The organism is Streptomyces sp. NPDC053560, assembly GCF_044544605.1.
Classification (GTDB): Bacteria; Actinomycetota; Actinomycetes; order Streptomycetales; family Streptomycetaceae; genus Streptomyces.
In genome coordinates this window covers 117,696-140,745 of the sequence record NZ_JBITXI010000013.1, presented here as the reverse complement: position 1 = coordinate 140,745, position 23,050 = coordinate 117,696, and the positions used below count along the sequence as shown (strand labels likewise).

Annotated in this window: 19 protein-coding genes and 1 pseudogene; 10 read left to right on the top strand and 10 right to left on the bottom strand. The window is 71.8% G+C overall.

Annotated features, from left to right (window positions below):
* The first annotated feature begins 58 nt into the window (after positions 1-58).
* Complete coding sequence (locus tag ACIGQF_RS29025; RefSeq protein ID WP_399716097.1) at positions 59-1,312, top strand: SLC13 family permease; 1,254 nt, start codon at positions 59-61, stop codon at positions 1,310-1,312.
* Between the two features lie 498 nt (positions 1,313-1,810).
* Positions 1,811-3,265: an NADP-dependent phosphogluconate dehydrogenase gene (gndA, locus tag ACIGQF_RS29020; RefSeq protein ID WP_399716095.1), complete on the top strand. Its 1,455-nt coding sequence runs from the start codon at positions 1,811-1,813 to the stop codon at positions 3,263-3,265.
* Between the two features lie 67 nt (positions 3,266-3,332).
* On the opposite strand, the gene ACIGQF_RS29015 is transcribed toward gndA, so the two are convergent.
* The gene (locus ACIGQF_RS29015; RefSeq protein WP_399716093.1) at positions 3,333-4,931 is read right to left on the bottom strand and encodes a PLP-dependent aminotransferase family protein; all 1,599 of its coding nucleotides are present in this window, start codon (positions 4,929-4,931) and stop codon (positions 3,333-3,335) included.
* Positions 4,932-5,041: 110 nt separating this feature from the next.
* Here ACIGQF_RS29015 and ACIGQF_RS29010 point away from each other — a divergent pair, with 110 nt between their 5' ends.
* Positions 5,042-5,800, top strand: coding sequence for a YitT family protein (locus ACIGQF_RS29010; protein ID WP_399716090.1), 759 nt, complete (start codon positions 5,042-5,044; stop codon positions 5,798-5,800).
* Here the strand turns inward: ACIGQF_RS29010 and ACIGQF_RS29005 are convergent.
* Positions 5,727-6,494 carry a DeoR/GlpR family DNA-binding transcription regulator gene (locus ACIGQF_RS29005; RefSeq protein WP_399716087.1) on the bottom strand — a complete coding sequence of 256 codons (768 nt, stop codon included), beginning with the start codon at positions 6,492-6,494 and terminating at the stop codon, positions 5,727-5,729. The genes ACIGQF_RS29010 and ACIGQF_RS29005 overlap by 74 nt on opposite strands.
* Positions 6,495-6,566: 72 nt before the next feature.
* On the opposite strand from ACIGQF_RS29005, the gene ACIGQF_RS29000 reads away from it, so the two are divergent.
* Positions 6,567-7,835, top strand: coding sequence for an MFS transporter (locus ACIGQF_RS29000; RefSeq protein WP_399716084.1), 1,269 nt, complete (start codon positions 6,567-6,569; stop codon positions 7,833-7,835).
* 82 nt (positions 7,836-7,917) lie between these two features.
* On the opposite strand, the gene eno is transcribed toward ACIGQF_RS29000, so the two are convergent.
* Positions 7,918-9,201 carry a phosphopyruvate hydratase gene (gene eno / locus ACIGQF_RS28995; protein WP_399716082.1) on the bottom strand — a complete coding sequence of 428 codons (1,284 nt, stop codon included), beginning with the start codon at positions 9,199-9,201 and terminating at the stop codon, positions 7,918-7,920.
* Positions 9,202-9,367: 166 nt separating this feature from the next.
* Between eno and ACIGQF_RS28990 the strand changes: the two genes are divergently transcribed.
* On the top strand, positions 9,368-9,790 hold the full coding sequence (locus ACIGQF_RS28990) for a MarR family winged helix-turn-helix transcriptional regulator (RefSeq protein WP_399716079.1): 423 nt from the start codon (positions 9,368-9,370) through the stop codon (positions 9,788-9,790).
* 119 nt (positions 9,791-9,909) lie between these two features.
* Here the strand turns inward: ACIGQF_RS28990 and ACIGQF_RS28985 are convergent, their stop codons facing one another.
* The 3 genes from ACIGQF_RS28985 to ACIGQF_RS28975 form a co-directional block, all read right to left on the bottom strand.
* Entirely contained in the window at positions 9,910-11,181 is a 1,272-nt protein-coding gene (locus ACIGQF_RS28985) for an aminotransferase class I/II-fold pyridoxal phosphate-dependent enzyme (protein ID WP_399716076.1), read from the bottom strand.
* 159 nt (positions 11,182-11,340) lie between these two features.
* Complete coding sequence (locus ACIGQF_RS28980) at positions 11,341-11,994, bottom strand: response regulator (protein ID WP_399716074.1); 654 nt, start codon at positions 11,992-11,994, stop codon at positions 11,341-11,343.
* Between the two features lie 78 nt (positions 11,995-12,072).
* Positions 12,073-13,227, bottom strand: coding sequence for a sensor histidine kinase (locus tag ACIGQF_RS28975; protein ID WP_399716499.1), 1,155 nt, complete (start codon positions 13,225-13,227; stop codon positions 12,073-12,075).
* A 291-nt stretch (positions 13,228-13,518) separates the two neighbouring features.
* Here ACIGQF_RS28975 and ACIGQF_RS28970 point away from each other — a divergent pair, with 291 nt between their 5' ends.
* Positions 13,519-14,076, top strand: coding sequence for a heme-binding protein (locus tag ACIGQF_RS28970; protein ID WP_399716496.1), 558 nt, complete (start codon positions 13,519-13,521; stop codon positions 14,074-14,076).
* A 16-nt stretch (positions 14,077-14,092) separates the two neighbouring features.
* Here ACIGQF_RS28970 and ACIGQF_RS28965 read toward each other — a convergent pair whose 3' ends face one another.
* Together ACIGQF_RS28965 and ACIGQF_RS28960 are read right to left on the bottom strand one after the other, a co-directional pair.
* Positions 14,093-14,461 carry a hypothetical protein gene (locus ACIGQF_RS28965; protein WP_399716071.1) on the bottom strand — a complete coding sequence of 123 codons (369 nt, stop codon included), beginning with the start codon at positions 14,459-14,461 and terminating at the stop codon, positions 14,093-14,095.
* 58 nt (positions 14,462-14,519) lie between these two features.
* Positions 14,520-15,221, bottom strand: a complete 702-nt coding sequence (locus tag ACIGQF_RS28960) for a GntR family transcriptional regulator (protein WP_399716069.1) — start codon at positions 15,219-15,221, stop codon at positions 14,520-14,522.
* Between the two features lie 541 nt (positions 15,222-15,762).
* Between ACIGQF_RS28960 and ACIGQF_RS28955 the strand changes: the two genes are divergently transcribed.
* Together ACIGQF_RS28955 and ACIGQF_RS28950 are read left to right on the top strand one after the other, a co-directional pair.
* On the top strand, positions 15,763-16,344 hold the full coding sequence (locus ACIGQF_RS28955; RefSeq protein ID WP_399716493.1) for an ankyrin repeat domain-containing protein: 582 nt from the start codon (positions 15,763-15,765) through the stop codon (positions 16,342-16,344).
* Positions 16,345-16,373: 29 nt separating this feature from the next.
* A pseudogene (locus tag ACIGQF_RS28950) lies at positions 16,374-16,733 on the top strand (capsule biosynthesis protein CapD); the annotation flags it as partial.
* 52 nt (positions 16,734-16,785) lie between these two features.
* On the opposite strand, the gene ACIGQF_RS28945 reads toward ACIGQF_RS28950, so the two are convergent.
* The gene (locus tag ACIGQF_RS28945) at positions 16,786-18,093 is read right to left on the bottom strand and encodes a multidrug effflux MFS transporter (RefSeq protein ID WP_399716067.1); all 1,308 of its coding nucleotides are present in this window, start codon (positions 18,091-18,093) and stop codon (positions 16,786-16,788) included.
* 77 nt (positions 18,094-18,170) lie between these two features.
* On the opposite strand from ACIGQF_RS28945, the gene ACIGQF_RS28940 reads away from it, so the two are divergent.
* Together ACIGQF_RS28940 and ACIGQF_RS28935 are read left to right on the top strand one after the other, a co-directional pair.
* A complete protein-coding gene (locus tag ACIGQF_RS28940; RefSeq protein WP_399716065.1) occupies positions 18,171-18,710 on the top strand; it encodes a MarR family winged helix-turn-helix transcriptional regulator in 540 nt (179 codons plus the stop codon).
* A gap of 282 nt (positions 18,711-18,992) precedes the next feature.
* On the top strand, positions 18,993-22,127 hold the full coding sequence (locus ACIGQF_RS28935; protein ID WP_399716062.1) for a glycoside hydrolase family 2 TIM barrel-domain containing protein: 3,135 nt from the start codon (positions 18,993-18,995) through the stop codon (positions 22,125-22,127).
* Here the strand turns inward: ACIGQF_RS28935 and ACIGQF_RS28930 are convergent.
* A complete protein-coding gene (locus ACIGQF_RS28930) occupies positions 22,124-23,005 on the bottom strand; it encodes a LysR family transcriptional regulator (RefSeq protein WP_399716060.1) in 882 nt (293 codons plus the stop codon). The genes ACIGQF_RS28935 and ACIGQF_RS28930 overlap by 4 nt on opposite strands.
* Positions 23,006-23,050 lie beyond the last annotated feature (45 nt).

Sequence of the window (23,050 nt, the reverse complement as noted above, 5' to 3'; positions counted from 1 at the left end):
GGGGTAACCTCGCGCCCTCGGGGCGCGCCATCCTGTCCCCACCGCACCAAGGACAATGATGTCTGCTGAAGTGATCTCCATAGGCGCGCTGCTGGTGATGTTCGTGGTCGGCACCATCCTGCCGATCAACCTGGGCATCCTCGCCTTCGTCGCCACCTTCGCCGTCGGCACCGTCTCGCTCGGCCTCACCGAGGACGAGATCTTCGAGGGCTTCCCGGTCGAACTCTTCGTGACCATCGTCGGAGTCACGTACCTCTTCTCCGTCGCTCGCCGCAACGGCACCATCGACTGGCTCGTCGCGGCGGGCGTGCGGCTGGTACGCGGCAAGGTGGCGCTCATTCCGTGGGTGTTGTTCCTGGTGGCCGCGACGCTCACGGCGTTCGGCACGTTCACCCCGGCCGCCGTCGCGCTCCTCGTACCCATCGCGATGGACTTCGCCCATCGCTACAGAATCAACCCGCTGGTGGCCGGGATGATGGTGATCAGCGGCGGGCACGCGGGCGCCTTCTCCCCCCTCGCCGTCTCCGGTGCCCTCGTCCTGGGTCTGGTCGACAACACAACGCTGCACGTCTCGCCCGTGACGCTGTTCGCCGCCAGCTTCGTGATCAACCTGCTGCTGTCGCTCCTCACGTACGTGCTCCTCGCCAAGCGCCCCGCCCCGATGGCCACGACGGCGGACGAGACGGCCGACGGCGAAACCCCCGCCGTATTCGGCAGACCCGACTGGCGTCAGTGGCTCACCCTCGGCTGTCTGCTCGCCCTGGTGGTCGGCGCACTCGGCTTCCGGCTGGAGATCGGCTTCCTGGCCCTGGTGGCCGGCGCACTGCTGGCACTGGTGGACATGAAGCGGCAGGAGAAGGCCGTGGACGGCATCAGCTGGTCCACGTTGTTGCTGGTGGCGGGCATGATGACGTACATCGCGATGCTGGAGAAGGCCGGCATCATCGAAGACATCTCCCACCACGCCGCCGGCCTCGGTGCCCCCCTCCTCGTGGCCCTGGTGCTGTGTTTCACCGTGGCCATCACCTCGGCCTTCGCCTCCTCCACCGCAATCCTGACCGCGATCATTCCCCTCGCCGTCCCACTGCTGCTCTCCAGCCACCTCAGCGCGGCCGGTCTGATCGCGGCGCTCGCGGTGTCCACCACGATCGTCGACACCTCACCCTTCTCCACCAACGGCGCCCTCGTCCTCAGCAACGCCCGCGGCATCGACACCCGCCGCTTCTACCGCCAGATCATCAGCTACACCGGCGGCATCGTCGCACTCGGTCCCGTCGTTGCGTGGGGAGCGCTGGTCCTTCCCTGGTCATAACGCCGGTCATGGGGCCTGGTCCTCCCCTGGTCAGAGCGACAGCAGGACGGCCGGTATGTCGGGCAGGCGGCTTCAGGTTCTTCGGGCGGGCCCAGGTCCCCCTGGTGGCTTCAGGTTCCGCGGTGACCGGAGCGTCGGCCTCCCCTGCCTCACCCTCACCTCGTGACAGCTGGCAACGCCGGCCTCACAGCCCGACAACCTGAGAGACACCGCCTGCGAGCAGGAAACCCGGTACGGCATCATCCGGGCCGACCTCACCCTCAGCCCTGCCGACAAGGCTCGCCGGCAGAAACCCTTCTCGGGAGCCGGCGTCCTTCGTCCCATGGAGGTGCTGCCGTTCCAGTAGCTCGTCGCTGGCGAGCCGACTCGACCCGCTCACGGCACTCGGCAAGGATGGGCCCGGTGTCACCGTCGGCATCGGCGCACCTCGACGTGGCCGTCAGGCAGTCGGGCCGTCGGGAAGGCGCTCCGCGCACTGTCCGAACGAGAGAGGCCCACATGGACACGCACACATCGGTAGCCAATATCGGCGTCGTCGGACTGGCGGTGATGGGTTCGAACCTGGCTCGCAACCTCGCCTCCCGCGAGGGCAACACCGTCGCAGTTTACAACCGTACCTACGCCCGTACCGAAGAACTGCTCGCCGAGCACCCTGAGGCTGGATTCGTCGCCGGTGAGTCGATCGACGACTTCGTCGCGTCGCTGGCGACGCCACGCACCGCGATCATCATGGTGAAGGCCGGGGCGGGCACGGACGCGGTGATCGACCAGCTCGCCGAACGCTTCGAACCCGGCGACATCATCGTGGACGGCGGCAACGCGAACTTCCACGACACCATCGCCCGGGAGAAGCGGATCGCACCCACCGGCATTCACTTCGTCGGGGCCGGCATCTCCGGTGGCGAGGAGGGCGCGCTCAAGGGCCCGTCGATCATGCCAGGTGGCTCGGAGGAGTCCTACCGGACGCTCGGGCCCATCCTCGCCTCGATCGCGGCCGTCGCCGAGGGCGAGCCCTGCGTGACCCACGTAGGGACCGACGGTGCCGGCCACTTCGTGAAGATGATTCACAACGGCATCGAATACGCCGACATGCAGTTGATCGCCGAGGCGTACGACCTTCTGCGCACGGTCGGCGGCCTTCAGCCGGCCGCCATCGCGGACGTCTTCGCCGAGTGGAACAGCGGCTCGCTGGAGTCGTACCTCATCGAGATCACCGCTGAGGTGCTGCGTCAGGTCGACCCCGCCACGGGTAAGCCGTTCGTCGACATCGTGCTCGACCAGGCCGGTTCGAAAGGCACCGGCGTGTGGACGGTGCAGAACGCGCTCGACCTGGGCATTCCGGTGGGCGGCATCGCCGAAGCCGTCTTCGCCCGCTCCGTCTCCGCCAAGCCGGCACAGCGCGAAGCGGTGCAGCGGGTCGTCACCTCGCGGCCGGAAGCGCAGAGTGTCGACTCCTCCTTCGCCGACGACGTGGCCAAGGCGCTCTACTCCTCCAAGGTCGTCGCCTACGCGCAGGGCTTCGATGCCATCATCGCCGGCGCGGAGAAGTACGGCTGGGACATCCACAAGGACAGCATCGCCAAGATCTGGCGGGGCGGCTGCATCATTCGCGCCCGGTTCCTCAACCGCATCGCCGAGGCGTACGACGAGAACCCGGACATCGCCACTCTGCTCGAGGCCCCCTACTTCGCACGGGCCGTGGCCGACGGCGAGTCCGCCTGGCGTCGCGTCGTCGCGACGGCCGCCCTCTCCGGCGTACCGATCCCGGGCTTCAGCGCCGCGCTCAGCTACTACGACTCGCTGGCGACCAAGCGCCTCCCCGCCGCCCTCGTACAGGCCCAGCGCGACTTCTTCGGCGCCCACACCTACAAGCGCGTCGACAAGGACGGCACGTTCCACACCCTCTGGTCCGGCGACCGCACCGAAATCGAAGTCGGGGGCTCCGGCCACTGAGGTCGAGTACGCGGCCGGACGGCCGACGGGCGGGGGAAGTAACGCCCAGCGCGCGGCCCACAGAGTCTCAGGCGATCCAGTGGGGGCGCCGGCGGGAGGAAGCAGGCCGGTCCTGGGCGGCGGGGAGGGCGGTGGCCAGGCGGTGTACGGCCTCGCGGAGGGTGTCCGGCGGTGCGGTGTAGGGAATGCGGAGGCGTTGTTCGAAGAGGCCTGGGTCCGTGGCGAAGTGAGCCCCGCTCTCGATGCGTACGCCGTGTTCCCACGCCTGCTCGGCGAGGGCCGTGGCGATGGGGTCGCCCAGGTCTGCCCAGAGCGACAGGCCACCTGGCGGCAGGTGCCAGCGCCACTGCGGGAGGTGTCGGGTCAACGCCTCTGCCAGAGCGGCTCGTTGGTCCCGGAGCTGCTGGAGGCGGTCCGGCAGAAGCCCATCGGCCCGGTCGAGCAGGTCCAGGGCGAGGAGTTGGTCCAGGACCGAGCCGCCCATGTCGGTGGCGACCCGCTGACCGGCGAGTTCGGTGACGAGCCCGGCGGGCGCGCGCAGCCAGCCGATGCGCAGGCCGGCCCAGTGGGTCTTGCTCATCGAGCCGATGGTGATCAGCCGGCCTGCCCCGGAGCCCGGTACGGCGTGCGTGGCGAAAGGCGGCGGCGCCGGCCCGTCCAGGGCGAGGTCGGTCAGGGTCTCGTCGATGACCAGCCAGGCGCCGGAGCGTTCCGCGGCGCGCACGGCCCGGACGCGTTCGTGCTCGGGCATGAGGCAGCCGGTCGGGTTGTGGAAGTCGGGGATCAGATAGGCGAGTCGAGGGACCGTGCGGCGGAAGGTCGATTCGACGATTTCGACGTCCCAGCCGGTGTCGGTCACGGGGACGGACACGGTACGCAGCCCGGCACGGCCCATGGCGTCCAGGGCGTTCGGGTAGGAGGGGTTCTCGGTCATGACACGGTCGCCGGGGCGGCAGAGGAGGCCGAGGGCGAGGGTGAGGGCGTGCTGCGCGCCGGCGGTCACCAGGATCTGTTCGGGCAGGGTGGGCAGGCCCCGTCGGACGTAGCGCTCGGCGATGGCGGCGCGCAGTTCCGGTAGCCCGTAGGGGTGGTAGCCGGGTGTGTGCACATGCGCGGCCATGCGGGGTGCGACGCGGGCGAGAGCCTCGACGATCGTCTCCTCGGGCAGGCCGGGGGCGGCCCTGGCCAGGTCGATCGCGGCCTCCCGCGACCCGAGGAGGCGGGTGACACCGCTGGGCATATGGCCTTCCGGCAGTGTTGTCCAGGTACCGGAGCCCTGCCGACTGTGTGCGTAGCCGTCTTCGCGCAGCAGGTCGTACACGGCGGTGACGGTGGGCCGGCTGACGTTCAGGGCGGCGGCCAGTTCGCGTTCGGCGGGGAGTCTCACGTGCAGTGCGATGTGTCCGTCCAGGATCAGCGCACCGATCGCCCGGGCGAGGTGGCGGTAGACGGGCCGGGCTCCCGCCGGGTCGGGCAGCATCGCGGCGAGCCGTCGGCCGCCGAGGACGCGGTCAGCGCGCCCCGCCGTGTCCGCGCGAGGGTACGTCCGGGGAGGGGTGTTCCGGTGCGCGGTGGCATGGGTGCCATTGGTGTGCTTGCTGCCATTGGTGTGCTGATGCGCGGGCGCATCAGCAGATGCCTGGGAGGGCGGAGACGCGTCAGCCATACCATTCTTCCGGGATTGGCCATGGGAACCGAGCCGATCACTGTACAGAGTTGCCCGCAACGGCCGGCCACGAGGGCGCGGCACATGAATGCATTGCGGAGGCGACGGGCATGGCACGGCAGCGACAGGTACGGGGACGGGGACAGCAGGGGGATCTGCCCCCGCTCACCTATCTCTCCCTCCGCGAGCGGCCGTTGCGGCGGCTGACTCAGCTGTTCGTCGGCCTCGCCCTCTACGGCTTCAGCCTCTCGGTGCTGGTGCGGGCCTCGTTGGGCGTCAATCCGTGGAGCGTGCTGTACGAGGGGCTGGCGGAGCGTACGTCCCTGAGCTTCGGCACGGTCAGTGCCGTACTGGGCTTTCTCGTGCTGGTGTTGTGGATTCCGCTCGGGCTGCGGCCGACATTCGGCACGGTTGCCAACATCGTCGTGCTGGCGGGCTCCGCCGACCTCGGGCTCCTGCTCCTCCCCCAGCACCTCGGGCTGCCGGCCCGGATCGCGCTGCTGGTCGGCGGCGTGCTCCTCAACGGGCTGTCCGTGGCCGTCTACGTCGGGGCGCGCCTCGGCCCGGGACCGCGGGACGGGCTGATGACCGGCACCGCCGCCATGACCGGGCGTTCCCTGCGGCTGGTCCGCACCCTGATGGAGGTCACCGTGCTCGCGGTGGGCTGGCTGCTCGGCGGGACCGTGGGCGCGGGGACGGTGCTGTACGCGTGCGTGGTCGGGACGGTCACGCAGTTCTGCGTGCCGTGGGTCGCGTACCGAGGTGCGGTCACACCTTCTGCATACCGGGGCGCGGTCACACCTTCTGTACCGTCACGCCCGCGGCGGTCAGGGCGTCCGTCTCCTCGTCCGGTGCCGACTCGTCGGTGATGACGGTGTGCAGGGCGGAGGCGGGTGCGACGAGGGCGAGGGCCGTGCGGGAGAGCTTGTCCGCCTCGGCGACGGCGATGACGCGGCGGGCCGAGGCGATCGCGGTGCGCTTGACCGCGGCGTCCTCCAGGTCGTAGGCGGTCAGGCCGGTCGCCACGGTCAGGCCGCAGCAGCCGATGACCGCGGTGTCGAAGCGGAGGGCGGCGAGTGATGCCTCGGTCAGGGGGCCGGTCAGTGCCAGCTCGCCCGGTCTGGGGCGGCCGCCGGGGACGAGCAGGGTCAGGCGTGGCGCGCCGGTCAGCGCGTTCACCGCATGCAGGGACAGCGGCAGCACGGTCAGCCGTCGGGATGCCAGTACGCGGGCGACCTCCAGGCAGGTGGTGCCGCTGTCGAGGACGACGGACTCGCCATCGGTGAGCAGGTCGGCGACGGCGGCGGCGATGCGCCTCTTGGCGGCGATGCCCTCCTGGGCCCGTAGTGCGAACGGCGGCTCCTCGCCGCGCAGCAGCAGACTGCGCGCGCCGCCGCGGAAGCGCTCCAGGACGCCTTGGCCGGCCAGTGCTTCCAGGTCGCGGCGGATGGTCATCTCCGACGCGCCGGTCAGCTCGGCCAGTTCGGCGACGCCCATCCGGCCCGCCTCGCGTACGGCCTCGGTGATGCGCCTCAGCCGGTCTGTGCTCGCTGTCGTTGCCACCCCACGATAGAACAACTAAGTTGTTCGTAAAGCAAGCTTACGAACATTGCGTTTGTTCGATATGTTCGCCGCATGGAGAGATCTCTGCGGTACGGCCGAGTGGCCACCTTCGTCTACTTCGCCCTGAACGGCTTTCTCCTGGGGATGTGGATCGTCCACATCCCCACGATCGAGCAGCGGACGGGGATCAGCCACGCGGTGCTGGGCTGGCTCCTGCTCCTGCTCGGCCTGGGAGCCTTCGCGGGCATGCAGATAGCCGGACCGCTCACCGACCGGCTCGGCGCGCGGACGGTCGTACCGCTCAGCGCCGCCCTGTGCAGCGCGGCAGTCGTCCTGCCGGGCCTGGCCGGCAGCGCCTGGGCGCTCGCCGGCGCCCTGCTGCTGCTCGGGCTCGGCAACGGCTGCCTCGACGTGAGCATGAACGCGCATGCCGTGCAGGTCGAGCGGGGGTACGGCCGCCCCGTGATGTCCGCCTTCCACGCCACCTTCTCCATCGGCGGCGTCCTCGCGGCGCTCATCGGCGCCCGCACGCTGAGCTGGGACTGGAGCCCCGCGGCCACCCTCGGCGGGGCCGCACTGTTCGGTGTCGTCGCGGCCGGCGCCGCGACCGGCGGACTGCTGCGGCCGGAGCGCAACAGCCATGACGCCGCCGGAGCGGACCCTGCCGGGACGACTTCGGACGCTGGGGCTGGCCCTGCTCGGATAGCTTCCGGCACCGAGGCGGCTACGAACGCCGGTACGGTACGCCGCGCCCGGACGCCGCGGCGCATCTGGTTCATGGCCGTGCTCGCGCTGATGCTGATGCTCTGCGAAGGGGTGGCCAACGACTGGAGCGTGCTGCACCTCAAGGACGTGCTGGACGCGCCGGCTGCCACCGCGGCCTTCGCGTACGGTGCCTTCGCCACCGCCATGACCGTCGGCCGGTTCCTCGCCGACCGGGTGGCGGGCCGGTTCGGCGCGGTGGCCGTGCTCCGCTACGGCGCCGCGCTCGGCGGGATCGGCCTGACGGTGGCGGCGCTCTCGCCGTGGGTGCCGCTCGCGCTGGTGGGCTGGGCCGTCTTCGGGACCGGGCTGTCCGGCTGCATCCCACAGCTGTTCAGCGCGGCGGGCCACGCCGACCAGGACGCGGCCGGGGTGAACGTCTCGCGCGTGGCCGGACTCGGCTACCTCGGCATGCTCGCCGGGCCCGCGGTCATCGGGCCACTGACCCATCTCGCCCCGCTCAACCTCACGTTCCTGCTGCCCGCCGCCCTGTGCGCGGTCGCCGCCTGCACGGCCACCGTACTGCGCACTCCGGCCCAGACCCCGGCAGCCGTCCACGCGCAGGCCGACGCGGCGTGACCACCACCGCGTCGGCCTCCGTCAACGGCGAAGCACGGAGATGACGAAGCACGGATTCGCGCACTCCGCCGCCGGACAGGCGCTAGCGGCGCAGTCGCAGTGCCTCCGCACCCGCGTACTGGGCACTGTAACCCAACTGCTCCTCGATACGGATGAGTTGGTTGTACTTGGCGGTGCGGTCGGAGCGAGACAGTGATCCGGTCTTGATCTGGCCGCAGCCCGTGGCCACCGCCAGGTCCGCGATCGTCGTGTCCTCCGTCTCTCCCGAGCGGTGCGACATGACGACGGTGTAGCCGGCGCGGTGGGCGGTGTTGACGGTGGCCAGGGCCTCCGTCAGGGTGCCGATCTGATTGACCTTCACCAGGACCGAGTTGGCGACGCCGGAGCCTATGCCCTCACGCAGGAGGGTCTCGTTCGTGCAGAACACGTCGTCGCCGGTGAGCTGGCAGCGCGCGCCGACCCGTGCGGTCAGGTCCCGCCACCCCGTCAGGTCGTCCTCGGCCATCGGGTCCTCGATCGACACGATGGGGTACGCGTCGATCAGCTTGGCCAGGTAGTCGGCGTTCTCGGCGGGCGTGCGCCGTACTCCTTCCCCGCTGTAGTCGTACACGCCCTCGCGGAAGAACTCGGACGACGCCGGGTCCATGACCAGACCGATGTCCGTGCCCGGCCGGTAGCCCGTGCGCTCGACTGCGGCCACCACGAAGTCGAGGGCCTCCTCGGCGGTACGCAGGGCGGGTGCGAAGCCGCCCTCGTCGCCCACGCCCGTGGAGTGCCCGGCGGCGAGGAGGTCGCGGCGCAGGGTGTGGAAGATCTCGGACCCCATCCGCACGGCCTCGGCGAAGGTCTCCGCGCCGATCGGGACGATCATGAATTCCTGGAAGTCCAGGGGATTGTCGGCGTGCGCGCCCCCGTTGACGATGTTCATCATCGGTACGGGCAGCAGCCGGGCGCCGGAGCCGCCGAGGTAACGGTAGAGCGGCAGGCGGTGGGCTGCGGCCGCGGCCTTGGCGGTGGCCAGGGAGACCCCGAGGATCGCGTTGGCGCCGAGCCGGGACTTGGTAGGGGTGCCGTCCGCGGCGACGAGCACGGCGTCGAGGTCGGCCTGGTCCTCGGCCTCGCGACCGGTGACGGCGGCTGCGAGCTCCGTGTTGACGTGGCGTACCGCCTGGTCGACGCCCTTGCCGTGCCAGCGGGCGGGGTCGCCGTCGCGGAGTTCGACGGCCTCGCGGGCGCCGGTCGAAGCGCCGGAGGGGACCGCGGCCCGGCCGATGGATCCGTCCGCCAGTTCCACATCCACTTCGACGGTGGGGTTGCCCCTGCTGTCGAGGACGCTGCGGCCGGTGACGGAGGTGATGGCTGTCATGGGAGCCCTTCCCGTTGTCGCATGCCGGAATTCGGCTGCGGCGACGGTGGCGCGGAACCCGGCGCAGCGCACTCTACAGCAATGCTGTGCAGTTGTGCTGTTTAGTTATGCTGTTCAGTCTTGCTGCGCAGTTCTGCTGTGCAGCCGTGCTGCGTTAAAATTCGGTATGCCTCTTCCGGAATCCGCCGCCGTCGCGGCCGAACTGCGCACCGCGATGGGAAAGCTCACCCGGCGCGTGAAGCTGGAGGACCAGATGCCGCTCGGCCAGGTGGCCGTCCTGGGCGCGCTGGACCGCAGCGGTGCGATGACGACGAGCGAACTGGCGGCCGATCAGCGGGTACGCCCGCAGTCCATGGCCCGAGCCGTTGGACTGCTCATGGAGCAGGGGCTGATCACGCGCCGGGCGCATCCGACCGACGGCCGCAAGAGCCTGGTCGAGCTCTCCCCGGCGGGGCGGACACTGCTGGAGGAGGAGCGGGGACGCCGGGCGGACTGGCTTGCGCGCGCCATTGACGCGGAGCTCACCGGCGAAGAGCGGGAGTTGCTCGCCCGGGGAATCGGGCTGGTGGAGAGGCTCGCGGCGCACTAGCGCGCCGGTCACGCTCCCTGGCCGAAATGAGCTGCGGGGCTGCGTCCTCCGAAGGACGCAGCCCCGCAGGACTGTGGAGGACGCAGCCCCGCAGGACCGCCGCCAGTGGTGGGAACGGCTCAGGCTGCGCGCTGCTCGTAGCCGACCAGGCGGACGCAGGTGGCGAGACCTTCGATCGCCTGCTCCAGTTCGGCCGGGCTCGGGTAGCTGGGAGCGATCCGGATGACCGCGTCGCGCGGGTCATTCCCGTACGGGTGAGTGGCGCCGGCCGGGGTCAGCACGATGCCGGCCTCGGCGGCGCGGCGTACGATTTCCTTGGCGCAGCCGTCCGGGACTTCGAGGGTCACGAAGTAGCCGCCCTTGGGGGACGTCCAGGTCGCGAGGCCCGTGCCGCCGAGCTCGGCTTCCAGGATCCGCGCGACCGCCTCGAACTTGGGCTGGAGCAGCGCGCGCTGGCGCTCCATGTGGGCCCGCACCCCGTCGGCGTCGCGCAGGAACAGCACATGGCGCAGCTGGTTGATCTTGTCCGGGCCGATCGACCGCTTGGAGTTGTTGGCCAGGAGCCACCGCACGTTCTCCGGCGACGAGCCGAAGAAGGCGACGCCCGCGCCCGCCGCGGTGATCTTCGAGGTGGAGCCGAAGACGAAGGCCCGGTCGGGGTTGCCGGCCTCGGCGCAGGCCGCGAGCAGGTCGGCGATCTCGACGGGTTCGTCGGTGAGGTGGTGCGCGGCGTACGCGTTGTCCCAGAAGATCCGGAAGTCGGGGGCCGCGGTCGGCATGGCGGCGAGCCGGGCCACGGTCGCGTCGCTGTAGCTGTCACCGGTGGGGTTGCTGTACTTCGGTACGCACCAGATGCCCTTGACCGCCGGGTCCTCGGCGACGAGCCGCTCCACGACGTCCATGTCCGGGCCCTCGGGCGTCATCGGCACCGTGATCATGTCGATCCCGAACCGCTCGCAGAGCGAGAAGTGCCGGTCGTAACCGGGCACCGGGCACAGGAACGCGATGCGCTCCTGGTCCGCCCACCGCGACTCCGCACCGGGGACCACACCCAGCAGGGCGTGCACGAGGCAGTCGTGCATCAGTTCCAGGCTGGAGTTGCCGAGCGCGAGCAGCTGCGCGGCCGGCACCCGCAGCACCTCGGCGAATATCTCACGCAGCTCCGGCAGGCCCTGCAGGCCGCCGTAGTTGCGTACGTCCGTGCCGTCGGCCGCGGTGTGCCGTCCGCTGCCGGGCAGGCTGAGCAGGCCCTCGGCGAGGTCGAGCTGCTCCGGCGCGGGCTTGCCGCGGGTGAGGTCGAGCGAGAGCCCGCGTCCGACGAGGTCCTGGTAGTCCTGTCGGGCCCGGTCGAGAAGTCCGGTCAGGGCGTCGGGGCTGAGCTCGGTGGTCATACGGTGTCCTCTCCCGGGTGGCGCGCTTGCTCACGGTGCGTGATCTTCGGCGGATGACGCCTGCCGAGGATACAAAGCCGGACGGCGGGCGGCCGTGGCGGCCGTCACCCGCACGATGTCCGGTGACCGGCAATCGGAGTGCCGGGGCGCTCCCGCGGCTCAGGGCAGCAGGCGCTGTTCCTTGGCGACCGCGACCGCACCGGCCCGGGTGTCGACGCCGAGCTTGTCGTAGATGCGGCCCAGATGCGTCTTCACCGTGGCCTCGCTGATGAACAAGGTGCGTGCGATGTCGCGATTGCCCAGGCCGTGGGCGAGCTGGCCGAGGATGTCCAGCTCGCGTGCGGTGAGGGTGGGGCGCGGGCTGCGCATGCGGGCCATGACCCGGCCCGCGACGGGCGGCGACAGCGCGGTGCGGCCCTGCGCGGCGGAGTGGATCGCCGCGAACAGTTCCTCGGGCCGCTCGGCCTTGAGCAGATAGCCGGTGGCCCCGGCCTCGATGGCGCGGGTGATGTCCGCGTCGGTGTCGTAGGTGGTGAGCACCAGCACGTACGGGGCGCCGTCCTGCAGGGCCGTGATGCGACGGGTGGCCTCGACGCCGTCGATGCCGGGCCTGAGCTGGAGGTCCATGAGGACCACGTCCGGTACGAGCTTCGCGGCCAGCGCGACCGCCTCCTCGCCGCTCCCGGCCTCGCCGACGACCTCGATGTCCGGCGCGCTGCCCAGGAGCGCGAGCAGCCCGGCGCGTACGACGGCGTGGTCGTCGCAGATCAGCAACCGTACGGGGGCCGGGATGGCGGAGGGCGACGTACTCACGGGTGCTCCGGAGGTTCAGGTGCCAAGGGCCAAGGGCCAAGGGCCAGGGGGCAGGGGGCAGGGGGCAGGGGGCAGGGGTCAGGGGGCCACGGGGTTCAGCGGGATCGAGGCGGAGAGGACGGTGCCCTCGCCGGGGGCCGACTCGATGGTCAGGGTGCCGCCCGCCTGGCGCAGCCGGGCGCGGATGGCGGGCAGGCCGTGCCCCCGCAGGTCGTGGCGGCCTGCGGCGGACTCGGGGGTGGTGCCGGGGTCGAAGCCGCGGCCGTCGTCCGCGATGTCGAGCACGATCTGGTCGTCCAGGCAGGTCAGGGTGAGAGTGGCGGTCGTCGCACGGGCATGCTCGCGGACGTTGGCCAGGGCGCCCTGGGCGATGCGCAGCACGGTCGCCTCGACCCGGTCGGACAGCGCGGTGGGCGTGCCTTCGATGTGGCAGCGTACGGTCAGCGCGTCCGTGCTCTCCCGGGTGGCGAGCGTGCGCAGCGCTTCGGTGAGGGAACCGCCGTCGGCCAGGTCGGCCGGTGCCAGGTCGTGGACGAAGCGCCGGGCCTCGGCGAGGTTCCGTTCGGCCACAGCGGCGGCCGAACGGACATGACCGCGGGCCTGTTCCGTGTCCGAGAGCCAGATCCGGTCGGCGGCCTGGAGGAGCATGCGCTGGCTGGAGAGGCCCTGGGCGAGCGTGTCGTGGATCTCCATGGCGAGCCGCTGACGCTCGGCGAGGGTGCCTTCGCGGCGTTCGGTGGCGGCCAGGTCGCGCCGCGTACGGACGAGATCGTCGATCAGGGCGCGCTGGCGGGCCGACTGCCGCTGCATGTGGACGAAGACGGCGGTGGCGACAGCGGCCACGGCCGGCGGCGCGAGCAGCAGGTTCGGGTCGGCCCAGCCGGCCAGCTTCAACTGGGCAGCGACGACGAAGACGGTGAGCAGCGCGACCAGGGCGACTGCGGCGCGCGGCGGCAGCGTACGCAGCCCCGTGTACAGCAGCGGCACCGCGCACCACGCGAAGCTCGGCGCGAGCACCACCAGTACCACCCAGACCCCGACGACCAGGGTCAGCCAGGTCAGCCGAGTCGGGCGGCGGGGCGTGAACCGGCCCCGCAGCGCCGGTACGAGGACGTACAGCACGGCCAGTACGGCCGACAGCGCGATGATCCACGGCGTGCGCGGCTCTCCCGGGTGCCGGACCAGGAACCGGACCAGCGAGGCGCCGAGCAGCACGAAGAACGCGGCGTGCATGACGGTGCCGAGCCAGCCCGCGTCGGGATCGGCCACGGTGTGCTGCCGGTGCGGTACCGCCACCTCCGGGTCTCCTTCCAGCAGGTTCCACGCCCGCGCGGACGTGCCGTACGTCCAGGGTGACCCCGCGGGGGCGGCTGCGGGGTCAACCGATCGGATGACCCCGGCGTCGTCCGGTCCGCCCGGTGTGTGGAGCCGGTGGGCCGACGCCCTGCCGCCGGTCCCGGAACCAGGATGGATCACGTCACCGGACATCACACACCACACTCTGGAGTCGTTCTCATGAAGCACGTGAAGAAGGTCTCGAAGCGCACCCGTCTGGTCGCCGGTACGGCCGTCGCCGCCGCGCTGGTCGCCGGTACGGCCGGTGCCGTCTCGGCCCAGGCCTCCCCCGCCGCCGACCAGGCCGGTGCCGCCGCGAAGACCGAGGCGAACAGCGGTGGGCTGGTCAACTCCACCCACCTGGGCATCGACACCGCCGTGCAGGCGGCGCAGGGCGCGCTGAAGGCCGCGAAGAAGGAGAACCAGCGGGTGTCCGTCGCGGTCGTCGACCGCAACGGCAACACCCTGGTCACCCTGCGCGGTGACGGTGCGGGCCCGCAGTCCTACGAGGCGGCCGAAAAGAAGGCCTTCACCGCGGTCTCCTGGAACGCGCCCACCTCCGAGCTGGCCAAGCGCCTGGAGTCCGCGCCGACGCTCAAGGACATCCCCGGGACGCTGTTCCTCGCGGGCGGCGCCCCCGTCGCCGCGAAGGGCGCCCCGGTGGCGGGCATCGGTGTCGCGGGGGCGCCCAGCGGCGACCTGGACGAGAAGTTCGCCAAGGCCGGAGCCGCCGCCATCGCCAAGTAGGCGGACGCCGTCGGCGTCAGCCGGCGGCCTGCGGGCCCGTACGCCGCATGGCCTGGAAGCGGTGATGCAGTTCGCGCATCCGGTCGGCCAGGCCGGGTGCGGGCCCCTGGACCGGCAGGGCGGGTACGACGTCCTCGATGGGGAGGCACCGTACCGGGCCGGCCGGTACATTCAACTCCGCCAGCCAGTCGGCGAGTTGGGCCGCGGAGTGGACGTAACCGATGCGGCCCAGGCCGAGTCGGCCGTGCGCGGCGGAACGCATGGGGCAGTGTTCCCCTGAGGCGCAGACCGTGGCCGCGGCACGCTGCTGCGGCGTGAGGTGGGCCCGCGCCCAGTGCGGCAGCTCGATTGCCGGGTGCTTGGTGGCGTCATCGATGGCATCCATGGCTGACGCGGTGCGGGCATCGGCTGCCGGATGGCGGACATCGTCGCGGGGAGGCCGCTCACACCGAGACGGCGCGGAGGGCGGCCGTCCGGCTGTCCCGTACGTGGACGAGCGTCAGCGCCGCCGCGGCGTCCGCATCTCCGGCGGCGATCCGCTCGTACATGGCGCGGTGCTGCACGCGCATATGGTCCGGCTCCGAGTTGAGCCCGAACAGCAGCCGCAGCTGCCAGCTGAGCCGCGCCATCGTGCGCGCCAGCAAAGGATTGCCCGACAGCGCCACGATCCCGTCGTGGAACGCGGTGTTGGCCACCACCTCCAGCCCCGGTTCCCCGCCGGCCGCCGCCGTCTCCGCCCGTTCCAGAGCTGACCGCAGCCCCGCCAGCGGCGGCGGCTCGTCCGGTGCCGCGCTCGCCACCCGGCGGGCAGCCAGCCGCGACGCCTGAATGGCCAGCGGCTCCCACACCTCGTAGAGATGCTCCACGTCCGTACGGTCCAGCCGCCGCACCCGTACGCCGCTGTGCGGCAGCAGCTCCAGCAGGCCCTCGGCGACCAGCCCGCGCAGCGCCTCCCGCACCGGGACCCGCGACATGCGCAGTTCCTCCGCCACTTCACGCTCCACCACACGGGCACCCTGCGGGTAACGGCCGTCGATGACACGCTCGCGGATGGCGTCGCGCGCGCGTTCGCTCAAGGGGACGCGTTCGGGCTCCGCCGCTGCCGGCCGTTCGTCGTCGGCCCGCCGGCCGGTTCGTGCCGCCACGTTCGTATCCCTCGCCCTTCGCGGTACCCGGCTGCCTCTTCCCCCGAGCCGGTCACCCCGCAACGATATGCCGCCCGCGGCACACCGTGAGCGTACGGGCCCCTGTGCACATCAGCCGATCGGCCGACCCGGCCGTCCTCCCTACGCGAGGCACGACCAGCCGCTCCGCCGATCCACGACAAGGGCGGAGGGATCAAGGATGACCGCACCGCACCACACCGAAACGATCCGCATCGATCCGGATCGATCCACCGCCAAGACCACCGCCAAGGAGGCGCACCGCACCATGCACCGAGGGACAGGGACTGGGACTGGGACTGGGACAGGGATGACAAAGCGCATCGCAGGGGGAGAGCGCAAGCGCCGTTCCGCCGTCGCTGCCGGCGTCCTGCTCAGTGGGTTGGCGCTGCTCGCGGGGTGCGCGTCGCCGCCCGAGGACGACACGGCGGGGCATCACAAGCCGACGGCCGCGGGCACCTCTCCGTCGTCCGGCGACTCCGCTTCGCCCCGGCGGTCTCCCGGCCCGGCCGCCGACCGCGCGCTGCTCAAGGCCGCCCGGGCGGGCGACGCGCCGGCCGTACGCGCGGCCCTCGACCGCGGTGCCCGCGTGGAAGCGCGCGACGCCAAGCGCCGCACACCACTGCTGCTCGCCGCGACCGGGGATCACATCGAAGCGGCCGAGGCGCTGGTCGAGGCGGGCGCGGACCCCGACGCACTGGACTGGCGGCACGACACCCCGTGGCTGGTGACGGGGGTGACCGGCAGTGTGAAGATGGCACGGGTGCTGGCGGCGGCCGAGCCCGATTACACCCTGGTCAATCGCTACGGCGGCACCTCCCTGATACCGGCGTCCGAACGCGGTCATGCCGACTACGTGCGCGAAGTGCTGACCAACCCCGACATCCGTATCGACGTCGACCACGTCAACAGCCTCGGCTGGACCGCCCTGCTGGAAGCGGTCATCCTCGGTGACGGCGGCCGGAACCACCAGCGGGTGGTCGAGCTGCTCCTGGACGCGGGAGCCGATCCCGGCCTCGCCGACAAGAAGGGAGTGACCGCCCGGCAGCATGCCGAGGACCGTGGCTTCACGGCCCTCGCGCGCCTGCTGCCCGCGCACGGCTGACACGGTGCGGGCACCATGCGCGCGACGGTCCGCCGGTCACACCGGCGGACATCGCGTCGGTGGCACGGGTGGCGCTGGCCGAGCCGGGGCACCGCGGCCGGACGTACGCGCTGACCGGTCCCGAGCGGGTGACGGCCCGGCAGCAGGTGGCGGCGACCGGCGCGGTGCTGGGGCGGGAGGTGCCGGTCGTCGAGGCCGGCCGGGCCGAGGCGCACCGACAGCTGGCCGCGTTCATGGGCGACGAGTCGGCGGATGCGGTGCTCGACGTGACCGGTGGGGACATGAACGAGGAGTTGCTGCGGGTGCGCGACACGGTGTCGCGGGTCACCGGGGCCCCGGCCAGGACGTTCCGCCAGTGGGTCGCGGAGAACGCCGACGCCTTCCGCTGAGGCACCGGCGACGCCGTACCGGCTTGCGGCGGGGCACCCGGAATCGGCCGGCTCAGCCCGTGGGCTCGCCGCCCGTGGCTTCGCCGTGGCGTTGCCACGGGCGGACGAGGGCGATCAGGCAGAGGGCCGCCGCGGCCAGGGCGCTCAGCATGATGACGGCCATCGGGGCGGAGCTGCCCTCGCCGAAGGCGCCCACCAGCGGCGAGGCCGCCGCGCCGAAGAGGAACTGCAGGCCGCCGAGGAGGGCGGAGGCCGCGCCGGGTGCCGCGCGGCCCAGCGTCTGGCCGAGGCTCATCGTCGCGGGGAACGTCATACCGACGCCGCCCAGCGTCAGGAAGAGGCAGATCCAGGTGCCGGCCAGGGTGCCGCCTACCGTGGCCAGCAGCAGGACCTGCGCCAGGGCGCCCAGTACCGAGAGGCAGACTCCCGCGGTGAGCAGGGTGTTCAGGGGGACGTGGCGGCGGGCCAGCTTCCCGAAGACCGCGCCGGCGATCAGCATGGCGATGGCGTTGCACGCGAAGATCAGCGAGTAGACCGTGGCGGAGACGCCGTAGAGGTTCTCGAAGACGAAGCTCGACCCGCTGATGTAGGCGAACAGGGCCGCCGCGCTGAAGCCGAGGACGAGCACGTACCCCATGAACGCGCGGTTGCCCAGCAGCGTGCCCATCGCGCGGAAGGTGCCGCCGATGCCGCCGCTGTGGCGGCGCTCGGGCGGCAGCGACTCCGGGACCTTGGCCAGCACGGAGAGCAGCAGGACCGCGCCGATGACGGCCAGGACGACGAAGACGGCGCGCCAGGTGGAGACGGACAGGATGGCGCCGCCGACGACGGGCGCCGCGACGGGTGCGACGCCGAGGATCTGGGAGAGCAGGGCGAAGTACCGCGGTATGTCCGGGCCGTGGAAGCGGTCGGTGAGGACCGCGCGGGCCAGCACCATGCCCGCGGCGCCGCACACTCCTTGCAGGAACCGGGCCGCGGTCAGCACCTCGACGTTGGGTGCGACGGCGCAGGCCAGGGAGAGCACGGTGAAGCCAATGCCGCCCCGGATGAGGAGTCCGCGCCGCCCGAGGCCGTCGCTGATCGGGCCCACCAGCACCTGCCCGACGACGAGGCCGGCGAGGAACGCGGTCATGGTGAGCTGGACGGCGGAGCTGCTCGCGTGCAGGGACTCGCCCATGGACGGGAAGCCCGGTACGTACATGTCGGTGGCGAGCGGGGCGATGCCGGTGAGCGCGCCGAGGACCGCGATCAGTGCGCCCGCGCGCTTGCGCGGCGGCCCGTCGAGATCGGCGGCAGCGGCCGCGTCGGCAGCGCGCGGGGGCGCGCCGGAGGTACGGGAAGGGGGAGCCGGGGATACCATTCAAGAAAGGTAACCAATAGTTCACCGGTTTACAAAGTTCTCCGGCTTACCAAGCCCGTCCCCAAAGGAGTGCGTCCGTGCTGCCCCTCCCCCCGTCCGTGGTCCGCGAGCAGTGGTCCGCGCACAACCCCGGCCTGGACACCTCTCCCATGGAGGTGGTGGCGCTGCTCAAGCGGATCGTCGCCCTCTTCGACGAGGCGGTGGAGCCGCTCTACGACGGGGCCCCGCTCACCAACCCCGAGCTGGACGTGCTGGTGCCGCTGCGGTACGCGGACGAGCCGGCCATCGCCCGCCGCCTCGCCGACAACATGGGCATCTCCCGGGCCGGCATGAGCAAGGCCCTCGCCAAGCTGGAGAAGCGCGGCTTCATCGAGCGCGCGCCCAACCCGGCCGACCGCCGGGCCGCGCTCGTCACCGTCACCCCCGCGGGCAAGGAAGCCATCGACGGCCTCTTCCCGCGCCAGCTCGCCGTGGAGGCCGAGCTGCTCACGGGGCTCGGCGAGGACCGGGCCCGGGTCGTGGACGCGCTGGCGCTGCTCGCCGGGGTCATGGAGCGCCGGCTGTCCGAGGGCCCCATCGCCCCGGCGAACGACACCGGGACCGCTCCCCCCGAGTGATCGGCGCCGCCCTCCCTGGCCTCGATGTCATGCGAGACGGCGCGGAAGAAGCGAGCACGGCCGGGCGGCAGCGGGTCGGCGTGGCGGCCTCCTTCGACTTCACCCGGCGGGCGGAGTTGTTGCGGTGGGTTCCCGCGGGAGGAGTCCGAGACCGGCGTGAACCGCTTCCGCCTGCGGCTAGTTGAACAGTTTTGTTTTGTTCATTGACATATATCAACAGGAGTCGACAGACTCAGCGCGTTCGGCTGCCCCGTCACTCTCACGGATCACCGGAAGGCACACATGGCCATCTCACGACGCGCGGTTCTGGGCGGAGCCGGCGCCTCCTTCGGCGGAGTCCTCGGTGCACAACTGGCGATGGGTCCCACGGCCTCGGCGGCCGGCCGGGCGGAACCGGTGGCGGACGAGGCGCTGGGCGCGCGGCGGGAGACCGGCCTCCGCCACGGGTGGCGGTTCGCGCTCGTCAACACCACCGGCGAGGAGGCGCCCCGGCCCGCCGACGACGATCCGGCCTGGCACGAGGTGGACGTGCCGCACGACTGGAGCATCGGCCTGGACCCCGTCAAGGACGACCGCACCACCGCCGGTTCCGGCTACCTCCCCGGCGGGCTCGGCTGGTACACCAAGTCCTTCACGCTGCCCGCGAGGACGGCGGGGAAGCGGATCTCCGTCGAATTCGACGGCGTGTACATGGACGCGCAGGTGCACTTCAACGGCCGGCGGGCCGCCACCCACCCGTACGGCTACACCGGGTTCGCCGTGGACGTCACCGACCTGGCGCACACCGACGGCAAAACGGCGAACACCCTCTCCGTGCGGGCGCGCAACCAGGTGCCCAGCAGCCGTTGGTACTCCGGCAGCGGCATCCACCGGGACGTACGGCTGGTCGTCACCGATCCCGTGCACATCGTCCGGCACGGGGTCACGGTCACCACCCCGGACCTGGCGCGGCACGTCGCGGCGGGCCGTGGAGCGGTCCACGTGGCGGTGGCCGCCGTCGGCGCGGCGGGGAAGACCGTACGTGCGGAGGTCACGGCGACGGTTCGGGACGCGGACGGGCGGCGGATCACGTCGGCGTCGGCCCCCGCCACGCTCGGCGGTGACCCGTCGACGACCTCGCTGGATCTGCGCATCGACAAGCCCCGGCTCTGGTCGGTGCGGCGGCCTTACCTCTACACCGTGGACACCCGGATCAGCGTCGGCGGCCGGACCGTCGACGAGACGAGCACGCCGTTCGGGCTGCGGTGGACCACCTTCGACCCCGAACACGGCTTCGCGCTCAACGGGGAGCGGATGAAGCTCCAGGGCGTCAATCTCCACCACGACCTGGGGGCGCTGGGCGCCGCCTTCCATCCGGCCGCGGCCCGACGGCAGTTGGAGCTGATGCGCGAGATGGGCGTCAACGCGCTGCGGACCTCGCACAATCCGCCGGCACCCCAGGTGGTCGCGCTCTGCGCGGAGCTGGGGATCATGCTGCAGGTCGAGGCGTTCGACTGCTGGCGCACGCCGAAGAACCCGTACGACTACGGCCGCTTCTTCGACGAGCACAGCGACGCCGACATCAAGGAGATGGTGCACGCGGCCAAGAACTCGCCCGCCGTGGTGATGTGGTCGATCGGCAACGAGATCCCGGACAGTACGAGCGAGGCCGGGGTGGGGATGGCCGAGCGGCTGATCGCGGCCGTGCGGTCGGTCGACACCACACGGGCCGTGGTGATCGGCTCGGACAAGTACCGCAGTGTGCCGAAGGACGGTTCACCGCAGGACCGCATCCTGCGCATGCTGGACGGCGTCGGGCTCAACTACAACACGGCCGCCTCCCTCGACGCGCTGCACGCGAAGTACCCGGACACCTTCTTCTTCGAGTCCGAGAGCTCGTCGAGCACGTCGACCCGCGGGGTGTACGAGAGCCCGGGACAGCTCAACACCGGGGAGAACTACACGCCCGGCCGCCGCGGTGCCTCGTCGTACGACAACAACCTGGAGTCGTGGACGATGAGCGGCGAGTACGCCCTGAAGAAGGACCGCGACCGGGAGTTCTTCGGCGGTCAGTTCCTGTGGACCGGCATCGACTACATCGGTGAGCCGACGCCGTACGACGATGTCTTCCCCGTGAAGTCCTCGTTCTTCGGCGCCGTCGACACCGCGGGGTTCCCCAAGGACCAGTTCTCGCTGTTCCGCAGCCAGTGGAGCCGGACGCCGATGGTGCATCTGGTCCCCATGGACTGGACCGGGCACCACCCCAAGGACGTGGTGACGGTGTGGGCTTACACCAACGCGGACAGCGTGGAACTGTTCCTCAACGGCCGCTCGGTGGGTGCCCGCCGCTTCGACCGCAAGAAGACGGCGGACGGGCGCGAGTACCTGGAGACGACCGAGGCCACCGGGGACGACAAGACCGTCACCTCGGGCCCGTACCCGGGCAGCTACACCAGCCCCAACGGCAGCGCGGGCCGGCTCCACCTCACCTGGCGGGTGCCTTTCGAGCCGGGCAAGCTCGTGGCGGTGGCACGGCGCGACGGGCGTGAGGTCGCCCGCGACACGCTGCGCACCGCGGGCGAGCCCGCGGCGGTGCGGCTGACGCCGGACCACAAGGAGGTGGCCGCCGACGGGAGCGGCCTGGTCTTCGTCACGGCCGAGGTGACCGACTCCCGGGGCGTCCTCGTACCCGGCGCCGACCACGCCCTGACCTTCCGGGTGACCGGCGGCCATCTGCTGGGCGTCGACAACGGGCAGCAGGAGAGCGCCGAGAACTACGGCTCGGCCGTACGGACCGCCTTCCATGGCAAGGCCCTCGCGATCGTACGGCCGGCCGACGGCGCCTCCGCGGTCACGGTCACCGCGCGGGCGGACGGGCTGCACTCCGCCTCGGCCCGGATCTCCGTCACGGGACGGCGGGCGGGCGCGGCCGGGGTCACGGTGCCGACAGCGGCCGCGGTGACCGGTGTACGCGAGGCCGCCTCCGGCGCTCCGGCCGCGGACGCGAGCTTCTCCGGCGCGCCGGACACCGTGCCCGCGCGGATGCTCGACGGTGACCCGGGCAGCGGCTGGTCGAACCACTACCTCATGGCGGCGACCGGCCTGCTGCCGGCCGTCAGTGCCGCGCGCGCCGCGGACTGGGTGGCGGTGACCTGGTCGCGCCGCCGCGAGGTGGCCGGCGTCGAGGTGTCGTTCACGACGGACGACGACACCTACGCACTGCCCGCCTCGCTCACCGTCAGCTACTGGGACGGCAGGGAGTACGTGCCGGCGGACCGCGTCCGTATCGACTGGGCGGACGCCTCGGACTCCCCCACCCGTGTCACGTTCGATGCGGTGCGGACGACGCGGATCAGACTCGACCTGACGAGCCGTCACCCCGGGAAGGAGAACGGATCCCTGCGCATCGTCCGCCTCACCGCCACCGGCGCGCCCTAGCCGGCGCGCCGCGCCCTGCGGGTCCGCCCCTCCCGGTAGAGGTCCGCCAGCAGGGCGACCGCGGCGTGCGTGGCCGGGTGAGGGTCGTGGCGCCGCCATATGAGGTGGACGGTGACGGGCGGGGCGTGCCGCAGCGGGCGGAAGACGACGCCGTCGCGGCGGTACTGGCCGGCCGTGCTCTCCGGGGTGATGCCGATGCCCCGCCCGGCGGCGATCGCCGCGAGCCAGTCGTCGACGTCCCGGGTGTACTCGATGACGGGACGGCCGTCCGCCGGCCACAGCTCGGCGGTCGTGGTGCCGGTACGCCGGTCGGCGAGCACGGTGCGCGTGGCGGCGTCGGCCAGCGGGACGGAGCGGCGGGCCGCCCATGGATCGTCCGCCGCCAGCGCGCAGTAGCGCCGCTCCTCGCCGACGGCGGCACTGGCGAAGCGGTCGGCGTCGAGGGGCTTGCGTACCACCGCCAGGTCGCACAACCCTTCGGCCAGGCCGCCGGTGGGCGAATTGGTGCGGATGAGGTGCAGCTCGATGTCGGGGTGCAGGGCGGCCCAGCGGCGCTGGTACGCGGTGGTGTGCCGGCCCATCGCCGACCAGGCGTGGCCGATGCGCAGCCGGGTGTGGCCGGTGGTGGCCTCGCGCAGGAGGTTGTCGGCGTCGGCGAGCAGCTGGCGTGCGCGGGCCAGCACCTGCACGCCGGCGGTGGTGGGGGTGACGTTCCGGCTGGTGCGGTGGAGCAGTTGCACCCCGAGGACGCCTTCGAGCGCGCTGAGGTTGCGGGACACGGCGGCCTGGGAGATCCCGAGGTCGATGGCGGCGTCGGTGAAGCTCCCGGCGTCGACGATGGCCACGAGGCACCGCAGGTGGCGCAGTTCCATATCCATGAGCCCAGCGTATAGATGACTCCTCGCATGCATTTTGCGTATGCG